Origin of the sequence: Pseudomonas canadensis, assembly GCF_030980095.1 — a bacterium.
GTDB classification, from domain to species: Bacteria; Pseudomonadota; Gammaproteobacteria; order Pseudomonadales; family Pseudomonadaceae; genus Aquipseudomonas; species Aquipseudomonas canadensis.
In genome coordinates this window covers 1,495,075-1,509,141 of sequence record NZ_CP133298.1, presented here as the reverse complement: position 1 = coordinate 1,509,141, position 14,067 = coordinate 1,495,075, and the positions used below count along the sequence as shown (strand labels likewise).

Genomic DNA, 14,067 nt, shown 5'->3' with positions numbered 1-14,067 from the left:
CAAGAAGGATATCCATGTCTCGTCCCAAGCCCGACCCGCTGTCGGCCGATGCCTTTCGCGGGTTCTATACAGACATTCTGTATTTCCTGCGCAAGCGCACAGACAACGCCAGCGACGCCGCGGACATGACCCAGGATGTCTTCACTCAGTGGCTGGACTACCGCGACCGGGCCAAAGTCGAGCAGCCACGGGCGTTTCTGTTCCAGATGGCGCGCAACCTGCTGCGTGATCACTGGCGCAAACAGAAGGTACGGCATACCGTCCACTCTGATCAGGCCGAAATGGACGCCGAGCCTGTCACCGACGAGCAAAACGATCCCATGGCCGCCGTGCAACGCTTGCAACGCCTGGAACAGTTGAAAGAAGTCCTCGCAGAACTCTCGCCCCGCAGGCGAGAAGCCCTTATGCTGCACCGCTTCGAAGGCTTGAGCCAGGCGCAGATCGCCGAGCGCATGGGCATTTCGACCAGCATGGTGGAAAAGCACATCGCGTTTGCCCTGCTGCACTGCAAGCGACGCCTTCAACACGAACCCGGCACGGAGCAGCCAGAATGAACCGCCTGAGCGACACCGACGCCCTGGACATCGAAGACCGTGACGCCATTGATGCCCAAGCCGCCAGCTGGTTTGCCCGCAACCGCAATAATGACGCGGGGCGTGCCGACCGCAAGGCCTTTGCCGCCTGGCAAGCCGAGCCGGCCCATGCCCGCGCCTATGCCGAATTCGAGCAACTGTGGGCAGACCTCGCCCAGTTGCAGCAACTGAACAAACCCGTGGCGCTGCCCAAGCGCAAGCCTTCCGTATGGCGCCCTGCCCTTGCCGTGGCGGCCGCCTTGCTGTGTGCAATCATGACCACGCCTATCGGCGCGCCCCGCGAGCTGTATCACACCCAGGTCGCAGCCCACGCCAAAGGCCTGCGCACCCTCAATCTGCCCGATGGCAGCACCTTGTATGTGAATGCCAACACCCGCGTGCGGGTGGAGTTCACCGCGTACCAGCGCATCGTGCACCTGGACAAAGGCCAGTTGTACCTCGAAGTGGCCGCCGACAAGGAACGCCCGCTGTTCGTGCAAGCGGGCGAGGCCAATGTGCGCGTGGTCGGCACCGGCTTCGATGTGCGGCGCAGCCAGCAGCAAATGGTGGTCAGCGTCGCCCATGGCCAGGTCGCGTTCGAGCCGGATGCCAAAAGCCCCGTCACCCTATTGGGCGCGCAGCAGCGCGCGATCTTCAGCTACGCCAAGGGCACGTTGCAGCAGCAGACCCTCACCGCCGAAGAGGTGGCCGACTGGCGCAGCGGTCACCTGTCGTTTCGCAACCGCGAGCTGGTCAGCCTGATCGATGAATTGAGTCTGTACCGCCCACAGGCACCGTTGCAGGTCAGTAACGCCGTGGCGCACCTGAAGGTCTCCGGCAACCTGGATGTGAATGATCCCGACGCCCTGCTCAACGCCCTGCCCGCCCTGTTACCGGTGAAAACCGTGGCGTCGGCCGATGGCATCATACGCATCGAACCGAGCAAATAACCTTGCAAAATTCTTATTTGAGAATATTTTGCATTCGCAGGTGTGGTTTTTTCGAGCAGCCGCGTCTTCCCCCGGTCTGCGTTTGATACGCACACCTTTTCGGCCACTTGGCCACACCGGGGGATTTCATGTTTCGCGCGCCTTGCCACGCTTCTCACCTGTTTCTTCGACCGACGCTCATCGCTAGTTGCCTGGTATTCAGCCTCAGTGCACAGGCCGATTCGCTCACGCTGCAACTGCCAGCGCAGTCACTGGCCACATCCCTCAGCCAGGTGGCGCAACAGGCACAGATCCAGTTGCTGTTCGATGAAGAGCTGCTCAAGAACGTGCAAGCCCCCGCGCTCAACGGCGACTTCACGCCGGAAGTGGCGATTCGCACCCTGTTGAAAAACGGCGAATTCACCCTGATCAAGGTCGGCAGCACCTACGTCGTGCGCCCCGATGAGGGCAAGACCACCAACAGCGGCGTTGTTCAACTGGATGCACTGAGCGTGATCGGCACCGGTAACCAGGTCGACTCCATCACCGTGGGCCGCTCCACCCTGAGCCAAGCGGACATCGACCGCTACCAGCCCGATAACATTCCTTCGCTGTTGCAGACCCTGCCCGGGGTATCCATGGGCGGTTCACCCAAGCCGGGCGGCCAGACCATGAACATCCGCGGCATGGGCGATGCCGAGGATGTGCCAATGACCGTGGATGGCGCGGCCAAAAGCGGTTTCGAGCGTTATCAACAAGGCACTATCTTCATTGAACCCGAGTTGATCAAAAGCATTGAGGTGGAGAAAGGCCCTTACTCGCCATATACCGGTAACGGCGGTTTTGGCGGCACGGTCAACATGATCACCAAGGACGCACCGGACCTGCTCAAGGACGGGCAAAATGCCGGGGCGATGGTCAAATACGGCTACGCCAGCAACACCCACGAGCAGGTCTACACCGGCGCCGTGTATGGCCGAACCGACGACGGCCGCATGGACGGCCTAGCCTACCTGACCAAGCGCGACGGCGATGACCTCAAGCTGGCCGACACTCCGCCTGATCCGCGCAACCAATACCCGATCAACCCCAAACGCTTGCCCAACAGCGCGCAGGATGTCGAAGGCCAGTTGTTCAAGTTCAACGCGTACTTCACCGACGAACACAGCATGGGCCTGTCTTACTCACGCGCCCAAAGCCAACGTATGACGCCGTTCTCGGCAAAGTCCTATCCATCACCCCCGACACAATCGGCTATCGACCGCTACGGCTACGCCACGGCCGTATCACGCTTCCTGGCCGACCGCGACACGGTGGACACCACCTGGTCGAGCAAGTACGAATACCACCCACTGAACAACCCGCTGATCGACCTGAAGCTGAGCTACTCGGAGTCCAATACCGACCAGACCGATGAGCGCGCCGAGAATGCCGTCATTAGCCTGGCCACCGGCGGACGCAAGATGGACACGTCCTACACCGACCGCATCCTCGAACTGCGCAATACCAGCTTGCTGACCACCGGCCCGTTGGAACACGCGGTGACCACGGGCGTGCAGATCCGCAAGCACAAGCGCGAAACCGAAAGCTGGATGCCGGGCGCAACCTACAACACCCCCAAATACAACTATGGGCATTTCCAGCCGTATTTCATGCCTCACGGCAAGGTCGACACCAACGCATTCTATATTCAGGACGCGATTACCCTGGGCAACGTGACCATTACGCCGTCCCTGCGTTACGACCATGTGCGCAACCGCGGTCAAGCCAATGATGCGCCGTACTACAGCAGCCCTGACCCGAAAGTGGGCCACGACTACAGCGACCGCACTTACACCGGTTGGTCGCCGCGCCTGGCGGCGTTCTGGAACGTGACCCCGGATGTGGCGTTCTTCGCCAGTTGGAACCGCACGTGGCGTGCGCCGGTGATCGATGAACAGTACGAAGTCCAGGGCGCTATCAGCACCCGTAGCGCCACCAGCCTGAACCTCGACCCTGAGCGCATTACGGCGATTACCGCGGGCAACGTCACCAACTTTTCGGGGCTCTTCACCCGCGAGGACAACCTGCAACTGCGCACCACGTTGTTCCATAACCGCATCGAAGACGAAATCATGAAGGCCACCGGCATTGGCTGCGAACGGCAACTGACAGTACCGGGCAGTATCGATTCGGTATGCAGTGACGCGGCATCCAGGACCAACTATCGCAATGTGGGCGGCATGACCATCAAGGGCTTCGAGCTTGAAAGCTACTACGACTCGACCTACCTGTTCGGTTCCCTGACTTACTCCTGGGCCACAGGCAAGCGCGACAACCCCTACACCAACCCCTGGGCGACCAACCTGCACGTATGGGCGCGGGATATCCCACCGGCCAAATGGGTGGTGGTGCTGGGTACCAAGATCCCGAGCTGGGACGCGCAGGTGGGCTGGCAGGGCCAGTTCGTACGCAAGACCGATCGCGTGCCCACCGATGTTTACGCGGGCGGTTTGAACTCCAGCATCGGCGACTTTATCTACGACCAAACGGAGAACGCCAGCTACGACACGCAAGGCCTGTTCGCCAATTGGAAACCGCAGCAGGCCGGTCTCAAGGGCACCGAGATCAATTTCACCGTCGACAACCTGTTCAACCGCTTCTACCAACCTGCACTCAGCGGTGAAGGTGTCTACAGCCAAGGCCGCAACGCCAAGATCAGCATCACCCGCTTCTTCTGAAAAAACTGTACGGATAAATCCGCACCCAGCTGTAGGCCCGCAATCGGCAGGGGATGTGGCTAGATGGGCTTCCCTTGAAGCCCTCTAGATTTCGGTTCTTCCCCATGAGCTCGCGCGAAAACACCGGCATGGCCCTCGGCCTGCTGGGCGTCATCATCTTCAGCCTGACCCTGCCCTTCACCCGCATCGTGGTGCAGGAAATCCACCCGTTGCTCAACGGCCTGGGCCGCGCGTTGTTCGCGGCGATCCCGGCGGCGGCGCTGCTGCTGTGGCGCCGCGAACGCTGGCCGACCTGGCGCCAGGTGCGCGGGCTGTGCCTGGTGATCGCGGGGGTGATTCTCGGCTTCCCGGTGCTGTCGGCCTGGGCCATGCAAACATTGCCGGCGTCCCATGGCGCGCTGGTCAACGGCCTGCAACCGCTGTGCGTGGCGCTGTATGCGGCGTGGCTGTCCCATGAGCGGCCGTCAAAAGCCTTCTGGGCCTGCGCGGCGCTGGGCAGTGCGTTGGTGTTGAGCTATGCGCTGATCACCGGGGCCGGCAGCATCCAGGCAGGTGACTTGCTAATGCTGGGTGCGATTGCCGTCGGCGGCCTGGGCTATGCCGAAGGGGGTCGCCTGGCCAAGGAAATGGGCGGCTGGCAGGTGATCTGCTGGGCGTTGGTGCTGTCAACGCCGGTGCTGATCGGCCCGGTGTGGTACCTGGCGGCGCAGCATCAGGGCGCGGTGTCGATGCGTGCGTGGTGGGCGTTTGGCTATGTGTCGCTGTTCTCGCAGTTCCTGGGCTTCTTTGCCTGGTACGCCGGGTTGGCCATGGGCGGGATCGCGCGGGTCAGCCAGATCCAACTGTTGCAGATCTTCTTCACCATCGCGTTTTCGGCGTTGTTCTTTGGTGAACACATCGAGCCGATCACCTGGCTGTTTGCGTGTGGGGTGATCGTGACGGTGATGCTGGGGCGCAAGACGGCGGTGCAGCCAGCCCCCACGCCAAAAGCCACCCCAATCTAATGTAGGAGCCGGCTTGCCGGCGATGGCGGAGTGTCAGTCACCCTCGCTTTCGCCGGCAAGCCGGCTCCTACAAAAGACCGTGTTCAGGCCAGGTAGCCATCCGCGCGCAGCAGGGTTTCCAGGCAGTGTTCGGAGATGTGGTAGAACGCTTTAAGCTCCTGGATTTTCTCCAGCAACTGCGCATTGTCCACCGGCTCGGCGCGCTTCACGGCAAGAATCATCTTGTTCTTGTTGGTGTGCTCCAGCGAGATGAATTCGAACACCTTGGTTTCATAGCCACAGGCTTCGAGGAACAGCGCACGCAAACTGTCGGTGACCATTTCCGCCTGTTGGCCCAGGTGCAGGCCGTATTGCAGCATCGGCTTGAGCAGCACCGGGCTCTGGATCTGCAGGCGGATCTGCTTGTGGCAGCACGGCGAGCACATGATGATCGACGCACCGGAACGGATGCCGGTGTGGATCGCGTAGTCGGTGGCAATGTCGCAGGCATGCAGGGCGATCATCACGTCCAGTTCGCTGGGCGCCACACTGCGCACGTCGCCGCATTTGAACACCAGCCCCGGATGCTCCAGACGCGCGGCGGCGGTGTTGCACAAGGTCACCATGTCTTCGCGCAGCTCGACGCCGGTCACTTCGCCTTCGGCCTTGAGGGTGTTGCGCAGGTAGTCGTGGATGGCAAAGGTCAGGTAGCCCTTGCCCGAGCCGAAGTCGGCAACACGCACCGGCTGGTCCAGTTTCAAGGGTGACGAGGTGAGCGCGTGGCTGAACACTTCGATGAACTTGTTGATCTGCTTCCACTTGCGCGACATCGACGGGATCAGCGCCTGCTTGGCGTCGGTCACACCCAGGTCGGCGAGGAACGGCCGGCTCAGGTCGAGGAAGCGATTTTTCTCACGGTTATGTTCAGCCGAGGGCGCTTCACGCAGTTGCTGTGGCTTGCTTTTGAACAGCGAGCTTTTGTTCTTCTTGCTGTATTCCAGCTGGGCCTCATCAGTCAGCGACAGCAGGTGCGCGTTCTTGAAAGAGGTCGGCAGCAACTCGGCAATCGCCGCCACACCGTCTGCCAGCGGGAAATTCTTGGTGATGTCGCGGGTCTTGTAGCGGTAGACGAACGACAGGCAAGCCTGCTCCTTGACCGTTACTGGCTTGATGATCAGCCGCTGCAACTCGGCCTCCTCACCGACGTACTTGGCCAGCACCAGCTTGATAAAGGCGTTCTGCGCGAGGCTTGCGCTGAGCAGTTCGATGAACTGGGCGTGATGATCCGGTTGAACAGTGACAGACATGAACAAAAACGCCTCGGGCAGGGAATGCCGGGCATTTTAGGGGGGATGGGGGATTAGGGCACGGGGTTATTTGATCAACGGTCGGCACTCACCCCCCGGCAAACACAAAACATAGGGTGAGCGGGCTTGTTGTGGTGAGCGGGCTTGCCCCGCGCTGGGCTGCGAAGCAGCCCTGAATCCAGGCACCGCATTTTGTCTAGAATGAATGGGGTGGTTTTATTGGGGTGGCTGCGCCACCCAGCGCGGGGCAAGCCCGCTCACCACAATAAGCCCGCTCACCACACAATTGACCTTATTCGAGTACCACCAGGCGATTGGGCAGCTCATTGCGGGTCTGCGTCACCGGCACATGCACCTTCAACAACTCGCCACAGGCTTCAATGCAACTGATAAACCCCGCCAACGTCTGCCCCTGTTTCACCTGCTGGGTAAACGCCTTGACGATCACATCCCAGCTGCCGTCATCCAGCCGTTTGGAAATGCCGTCATCCACCAGGATCTCCACGTACCGCTCCGCCTCGCTGACAAAAATCAGCACGCCAGTGCTGCCCAGGGTGTGGTGCAGGTTCTGCTCCAGGAACTGCCGCCGCGCCAGGTTGGACGCGCGCCAGTGGCGCACCGAACGGGGGATTAGCCGCGTGGTGACCTTGGGCAGGCGGAACACCAGGCACAACACGATGAACGTCGCCCATTGCGCCAGCAACAAGGTGTACATGGTCAGGTAGCCCGACAGGTAATGCACCACGCCGGGTACCACCAACGCGATCAGGCTGGCCCACAACAGCGGGATGTAGGCGTAGTCATCGGCGCGGGCGGCCAGTACAGTCACCAGCTCAGCGTCGGTGGTTTTCTCGACGCGGGCGATCGCTTCCGCGACTTGGCGCTGCTCGTGTTCAGTCAGTAATGCCATGGTTGTGCTTGCTCTCTCGTTATTATCATCACCAGCCGCCTGAAGCCCCGCCGCCGCCGAAGCCGCCACCGCCGCCCCGGAAACCACCGCCGCCTCCCCCACCGCCACCGCCACGGCCACTGCTGCTGAGAATCGCCAGCAAGATCGCGCCCACCGGCAGGCCCATGCGATTGCATAGCCACAACACGCCGATCAGCAGGATAAACAAGCCGATGGAAAACCCGGGATTATCCTTGGCAAAGTTGGCATCCGCCACATGGGCCGGCACGGCCAGTGGCTCGCCGCCCACCACCTGCACCATCGCGGCCACGCCGTCGCTGATGCCTTTGCTGTAGTTGCCGGCCTTGAACGCCGGCGCAATCACTTGGTTAATGATCACCCACGACTGCGCATCCGTGAGTACACCTTCCAGCCCATAGCCGACTTCGATGCGCAATTTGCGCTCATCGCGGGCGACGATCAACAGCGCGCCGTTGTCCTTGCCCTTCTGGCCGATGCCCCACTCGCGGCCCAATTGGTAACCGAAGTCTTCAATGGGCACGCCTTGCAGGTCGGGCACGGTGACCACCACGATCTGGTCGCCGGACGTCTGCTCCAGTGCCTGCAACTGCTGGGTCAGTTGCTGGCGCGTGGCCGGGTCGATCATTTGGGCGTTGTCCACCACCCGCCCGGTCAGCGCCGGGAAGGTCAGCGCCGCCTGGGCCGCACCGACGCAGGCCAACAGCCACAGCGCCAGGCCTATCCGTAATAAACGCATCGACACCTCAGTGCAGCCTTATTTGAACTTCACTTGCGGCGCTTTATCGGCATCGGCACTGGTGGCTTCAAACGTGGCGCGGATCGGCAAGTCGCTGTACATCACGCTGTGCCACAGGCGGCCAGGGAACGTGCGGATCTCGGTGTTGTAGGCCTGCACCGCCTGGATAAAGTCGCGACGGGCCACGGCAATACGGTTTTCGGTGCCTTCAAGCTGCGATTGCAGGGCCAGGAAGTTCTGGTTGGCCTTCAGGTCCGGGTAGCGTTCGGACACCACCATCAAACGGCTGAGTGCGCCGCTCAAGCCGTCCTGGGCCTGCTGGAACTGCTTGAGTTTTTCCGGGTTGTCGAGGGTGCTTGCATCCACCTGGATCGAGGTGGCCTTGGCCCGCGCTTCAATCACCGCGGTGAGGGTGTCTTGCTCATGGGCGGCGTAGCCCTTGACCACCTCCACCAGGTTGGGGATCAGGTCGGCGCGGCGTTGGTACTGGTTTTGCACCTGGCCCCAGGCGGCTTTGGCCTGTTCATCCAGTGTGGGAATGTTGTTGATGCCGCAACCGCTCAATACGGTACTAATCAGTAACAAAACTGCGGCTTTCACGCCCCAGCGGTAGCCTTGTGCTGCTTGCATGGTGTTTCTCCTGGCGAACCTTGGTGGAATGTGGCAACGGTAAGGCATAATCCGCTGCCGCGACTGGATTGCATCAGATCAATCAGCTAAAAAGATGCCCAGCACAAATAAGAGTTCAGAAGTGTGGTGCATTTTCTGCAATAACACTCGAACAACAACATATGTTCCCCACATTTTGGCAGATCAGCGCATTTTCGCTGTGCAGTGAGCCGAAAAAGGATATTCATGAAAAAGCTGTGTTTGCTCGGCCTTGTTGCCACTCTGGCCAGTCACCCCGTATGGGCAGAAACAAAGCCTGCTGCGCTTAAAGACAAGGTCGCCTTTGTCAGCGACCTGCTCAAGCAGATGACCCTGGATGAAAAGATCGGCCAATTGCGCCTGATCAGCATCGGCCCCGAGATGCCCCGCGAGCTGATCCGCAAGGAAATCGCCGCCGGCCGCATCGGTGGCACGTTCAACTCCATCACCCGCCCGGAAAACCGTCCGATGCAGGACGCGGCCATGCGCAGCCGCCTGAAGATCCCGATGTTCTTCGCCTACGACGTGATCCACGGCCACCGCACGATTTTCCCAATCAGCCTGGCCCTGGCGTCCAGCTGGGACATGGACGCCATCGGCCGTTCCGGGCGCATTGCCGCCCAGGAAGCCGCCGCCGACAGCCTCGACATCACCTTTGCGCCAATGGTCGACATCTCCCGCGACCCGCGCTGGGGCCGCACCTCCGAAGGCTTCGGTGAAGACACCTACCTGGTCTCGCGCATTGCCGAAGTGATGGTCAAGGCGTTCCAGGGCGTGAGCGCCGCGAATGCCGACAGCATCATGGCCAGCGTCAAGCACTTCGCCCTGTATGGCGCGGTGGAAGGCGGCCGCGACTACAACGTGGTCGACATGAGCCCGGTCAAGATGTACCAGGACTACCTGCCGCCTTACCACGCGGCCATCAAGGCCGGTTCCGGCGGCGTGATGGTGGCGTTGAACTCGATCAACGGCGTGCCCGCCACCGCCAACACCTGGCTGATGAACGACCTGCTGCGCAAGGACTGGGGCTTCAAGGGCCTGGCCGTCAGCGACCACGGCGCGATCTTCGAGCTGATCAAGCACGGCGTGGCCAAGGACGGACGTGAAGCCGCCAAGCTGGCGATCAAGGCCGGCATCGACATGAGCATGAACGACTCGCTGTATGGCAAGGAATTGCCGGGGCTGCTCAAGTCCGGCGAGATCGAGCAGAGCGACATCGACAACGCCGTGCGCGAAGTGCTCGGCGCCAAGTACGACATGGGCCTGTTCAAGGACCCGTACCTGCGCATCGGCAAGGCCGAGGATGACCCGGCCGACACCTACGCCGAAAGCCGCCTGCATCGCGCCGAAGCCCGTGATATTGCACGTCGCAGCCTGGTCTTGCTGAAAAACCAGAACAACACCCTGCCGCTGAAAAAATCCGCGACCATCGCCCTGGTCGGCCCGCTGGCTAAAGCACCGATCGACATGATGGGCAGTTGGGCCGCCGCCGGTAAACCGGAACAATCGGTAACCCTGCTCGACGGCTTGAACGCCGTGATCGGCGAAAAAGGCAAGATCATCTATGCCCGTGGCGCCAACATCACCAACGACAAGGCCGTGGTCGACTACCTAAACTTCCTCAACTTCGATGCCCCGGAAGTGGTGGATGACACCCGCCCAGCCCAGGTGATGATCGACGAGGCCGTCAAAGCCGCCAAGGATGCCGATGTCGTAGTCGCTGCCGTGGGCGAATCCCGTGGCATGTCCCACGAATCTTCCAGCCGCACCGACCTGAACATCCCGCAGAGCCAGCGTGACCTGATCAAGGCCCTGAAGACCACCGGCAAGCCGCTGGTACTGGTGCTGATGAACGGTCGTCCCCTGTCGATTCTCGAAGAGAACCAGCAAGCCGACGCGATCCTGGAAACCTGGTTCGCCGGCACCGAAGGCGGCAACGCGATTGCCGACGTGCTGTTTGGTGACTACAACCCGTCGGGCAAGCTGCCGATCACCTTCCCACGCTCGGTGGGGCAGATTCCGACCTACTACAACCACCTGACCATCGGCCGGCCGTTCACCCCGGGCAAGCCGGGCAACTACACCTCGCAGTACTTCGATGACACCACAGGCCCCCTGTTCCCGTTTGGCTACGGCTTGAGCTACACCACGTTCAGTCTGTCGGACATGGCGCTGTCGTCCACTACCCTGAACAAGACCGGCAAGCTTGACGCCAGTGTCACCGTGACCAACACCGGCAAGGTGGACGGCGAAACCGTGGTGCAGTTGTATATCCAGGACGTGGCTGGCTCGATGATCCGCCCGATCAAGGAGCTGAAGAACTTCCAGAAGGTCATGCTCAAGGCGGGTGAAGAGCGCACATTGCACTTCACCATCACCGAGGAAGACTTGAAGTTCTACAACACTCAGCTCAAGTTCGCGGCGGAACCGGGTGAGTTCAATGTACAGATCGGGTTGGATTCCCAGGATGTGCAGCAACAAACGTTCGAGTTGCTGTAACGCCTGACGCGGTCAAAAAAATGTGGGTGCGGGCTTGCTCGCGAAAGCGGTAGATCAGTCAACTATTCAGTGGCTGACACTGCGCCTTCGCGAGCAAGCCCGCTCCCACATTTAGATCGAGTTGACTTGACTAGCCGCGTCTATCCAGCAAATTCACCACCAACCGATCAATCCACCCCCACACCCGCTGCTTCACCCGCCGCCACAACGGCCGCGACTTCCACGCCTCCAGGCTCACTGCCTGGCTCTTCTCGAAATCCCGCTCGAAACTGCCCACCACCGCCCGCGTCAATTCAGGGTCCAGCGCTTCCAGGTTGGCTTCCAGGTTGAAGCGCAAATTCCAGTGGTCGAAATTACACGACCCAATACTTACCCAGTCGTCCACCAGCACCATTTTCAGGTGCAGGAAGCACGGCTGGTATTCAAAGATCTGCACACCCGCGCGCAGCAAGCGCGGGTAATAACGGTGCCCGGCGTAACGCACGGACGGGTGATCGGTACGCGGGCCGGTGAGCAGCAAGCGCACATCCACCCCGCGCCCCGCTGCACGGCGCAAGGCACGGCGCACGCCCCAGGTCGGCAGGAAATACGGCGTGGCTAACCAAATACGTTGCTGGCCGCTGTTCAGGGCACGGATCAGCGATTGCAGGATATCGCGGTGTTGACGGGCGTCGGCATAGGCGACACGGCCAAGCCCCGGCCCGGTGGCGGGCATCCTGGGCAAACGCGGTAAACCGAAGTGGGTGGCAGGTTTCCATGCGCGGCGCGCGTTGTTGGCGTGCCATTGGCGGTCAAACAGTGCCTGCCAATCCTGCACCAACGGGCCGCTGATCTGCACCATGACTTCATGCCAGTCGGCACTGTCATTGCCCGGCGTCCAGAATTCATCGGTCACGCCGGTGCCGCCGACGAAGGCGACATTCTGGTCGATTAACAACAGTTTGCGATGGTCGCGGTACAGGTTACGCATCCAGCGGCGCCAGCTCAGGCGATTGTAGAAACGCAGTTGCACACCAGCGTCGGTCAGGCGTTTGCGCAGCCCGAGGGTAAACGCCAGGCTGCCGTAATCATCGAACAGGCAGCGCACCTGCACGCCGCGTTCGGCGGCGAGCACCAGCGCCTGCACCATGGCTTCGGCGCAGGCGCCGGCTTCCACCAGGTACAACTCCAGCTCGACTTGCCGCTCGGCGCGAGCAATGCCCACCAGCATCTGCGGGAAGAAATTCGGCCCGTCGATCAGCAATTCGAAACGGTTGGCGCTGCGCCAGGGGAACACCGCGCCGCTCATATCAGCGCGCCGTGAAGATCAGCACCGCACCCACCGGCACTGACAGACTGATCGACTTGAGCCCCGCCGCTTTGCGCAACGCCGCCACACCCGGCGCCAGGTCAAAGTCCTCGGCATGCATCACCAGCGGTTCCAGAGTCACTACCTGGAAGCGTCGGTCGTCCAACCGCGTGGCCAACAACTCGGCGCTGTAGGTTTGGGTTTTGCCGTGCAGGGTCACGGACAACGGCAGGCGCAACTCCAATTGTGCGCCGGGAGCCAAATCATTGATCGGCTGCAGGTTGATCTGCGCGTTGATCAGCGCATCGGGAAAGGTCTTGATCTCGAACAACTGGTTGCGCATGCGCTCGTCACGCAGCGGGATGCCGCTGTTGACGGACTCCAGCTCCACCTCCAGTTGCGCCGCGCCCTGGCTGTCGACCTTGCCGTGCAACACCAGGAAGCGCTGCACTTCGGCGATTTCGGTGTTCTTGGTGGTGACGAACGACAGACGCGACGATTCGTTATCCAGATACCAGTCGGCATGGGCAGGCACGGCAGCGGCGGCCAACAGGGCGAAGGCCAGGGGTTTGATCACAGAAGCGTTGAACATTGAAGACTCGTGGGGCGAAAAACCTGAACGAACCTTAACCGGATCGCGAGGGTTACGCCAATGCGCGCTGCACTTCGCGCACCGTCTCTTCCAGGCTGGCCATGTGCAGGTTCAACACCCGCTCCACTGGCGCCTGATGCATCGGCCAATGCAGCGCCATGCTCCCAACCAGACGACCATTGACGCGCACCGGCAGGGCGACGGCGCGAATCAGAAACGGCAAACGCACCGGATACTCCCAATAACCCTCGGTGCGCTGGCCGAAGCCCTGGTGCTGGGTTTGCTCGCAGGCCTGGTATTGCTCGTCCGCCGCCACATGGTCGCGACCCGCCAACCGTTGCACCTCTTCGGCCGGCAATTGGGTGAGGCAGGCCTTGCCCATCGCGGAATGAAACAGGCTGGCGTGCTGGCCGACGATCTGGCAATTGTTCGGATAAAGCTTGCGCAACACGCTGGGGATCGCGCTCTCCATGACTTCCAGGCGCTCGCCATCAAAGCAGGACAAATCCACCACCAGCCCGGTGCGTTCGCTGAGCTCCAGCAACCACGGCGCCGCGCTTTCCACGACTTGGCGTTTGAAGCGTTGCTGGGTGTCGCCGAACAGACGTTGAGCGCGCAGGCGGTAACGACGATCGCTCAAGCCGCGATAGACCCAGCCCTGCTCCTGCAACGTCAGCAACATGCGCGACACCGTGGCCTTGGGCAGGCGTGTGAGGTAGTGCAACTCCTCCAGCCCCAGGGCCTGGTGCGCGCCCAGCAACTCGACGATTGCCAGTGCGCGCTCGACCGAGCGTACGGTGCCTGTCTCCATGTTCGATCTCCCTGTTGCCGGTGGATGATCATTGTTCACAGCAAGATACAG

At 61.3% G+C, this 14,067-nt stretch carries 12 protein-coding genes; 5 read left to right on the top strand and 7 right to left on the bottom strand.

The features are described 5' to 3' along the window. Window positions 1-14 precede the first annotated feature (14 nt). The 4 genes from RB216_RS06875 to RB216_RS06860 all read left to right on the top strand — a co-directional run bounded on the left by RB216_RS06875 (window position 15) and on the right by RB216_RS06860 (window position 5,225). Window positions 15-554 (top strand): RNA polymerase sigma factor, encoded by a 540-nt coding sequence (locus RB216_RS06875; protein WP_016975119.1) that lies wholly within the window; start codon window positions 15-17, stop codon window positions 552-554. Next, window positions 551-1,522 (top strand): FecR family protein, encoded by a 972-nt coding sequence (locus RB216_RS06870; RefSeq protein ID WP_308908458.1) that lies wholly within the window; start codon window positions 551-553, stop codon window positions 1,520-1,522. The genes RB216_RS06875 and RB216_RS06870 overlap by 4 nt, the downstream gene beginning before the upstream one ends. A gap of 128 nt (window positions 1,523-1,650) precedes the next feature. Beyond that, a complete protein-coding gene (locus tag RB216_RS06865) occupies window positions 1,651-4,221 on the top strand; it encodes a TonB-dependent receptor (protein ID WP_028619300.1) in 2,571 nt (856 codons plus the stop codon). Window positions 4,222-4,325: 104 nt separating this feature from the next. Further along, a complete protein-coding gene (locus RB216_RS06860; protein ID WP_305384053.1) occupies window positions 4,326-5,225 on the top strand; it encodes a DMT family transporter in 900 nt (299 codons plus the stop codon). 83 nt (window positions 5,226-5,308) lie between these two features. Here RB216_RS06860 and RB216_RS06855 read toward each other — a convergent pair whose 3' ends face one another. From RB216_RS06855 to RB216_RS06840, 4 genes are all read right to left on the bottom strand, one after another. Beyond that, entirely contained in the window at window positions 5,309-6,511 is a 1,203-nt protein-coding gene (locus RB216_RS06855) for a class I SAM-dependent methyltransferase (protein ID WP_308908457.1), read from the bottom strand. Between the two features lie 292 nt (window positions 6,512-6,803). Further along, entirely contained in the window at window positions 6,804-7,421 is a 618-nt protein-coding gene (locus RB216_RS06850; protein ID WP_028619297.1) for a TPM domain-containing protein, read from the bottom strand. Between the two features lie 28 nt (window positions 7,422-7,449). After that, window positions 7,450-8,178 (bottom strand): TPM domain-containing protein, encoded by a 729-nt coding sequence (locus RB216_RS06845; protein WP_028619296.1) that lies wholly within the window; start codon window positions 8,176-8,178, stop codon window positions 7,450-7,452. A gap of 18 nt (window positions 8,179-8,196) precedes the next feature. Then, window positions 8,197-8,808, bottom strand: a complete 612-nt coding sequence (locus tag RB216_RS06840) for a LemA family protein (RefSeq protein ID WP_028619295.1) — start codon at window positions 8,806-8,808, stop codon at window positions 8,197-8,199. Between the two features lie 225 nt (window positions 8,809-9,033). On the opposite strand from RB216_RS06840, the gene bglX reads away from it, so the two are divergent. After that, a complete protein-coding gene (bglX, locus tag RB216_RS06835) occupies window positions 9,034-11,325 on the top strand; it encodes a beta-glucosidase BglX (RefSeq protein ID WP_308908456.1) in 2,292 nt (763 codons plus the stop codon). 130 nt (window positions 11,326-11,455) lie between these two features. On the opposite strand, the gene RB216_RS06830 is transcribed toward bglX, so the two are convergent. Genes RB216_RS06830 through RB216_RS06820 form a run of 3 tightly spaced genes read right to left on the bottom strand, consistent with a single transcriptional unit; the run spans window position 11,456 to window position 14,016 of the window. Then, window positions 11,456-12,613, bottom strand: a complete 1,158-nt coding sequence (locus RB216_RS06830; protein ID WP_028619293.1) for a phospholipase D-like domain-containing protein — start codon at window positions 12,611-12,613, stop codon at window positions 11,456-11,458. 1 nt (window position 12,614) lies between these two features. Further along, the gene (locus RB216_RS06825; RefSeq protein ID WP_028619292.1) at window positions 12,615-13,205 is read right to left on the bottom strand and encodes a YceI family protein; all 591 of its coding nucleotides are present in this window, start codon (window positions 13,203-13,205) and stop codon (window positions 12,615-12,617) included. Window positions 13,206-13,257: 52 nt separating this feature from the next. Then, a complete protein-coding gene (locus tag RB216_RS06820) occupies window positions 13,258-14,016 on the bottom strand; it encodes an IclR family transcriptional regulator (protein ID WP_028619291.1) in 759 nt (252 codons plus the stop codon). Between the last annotated feature and the right edge of the window lie 51 nt (window positions 14,017-14,067).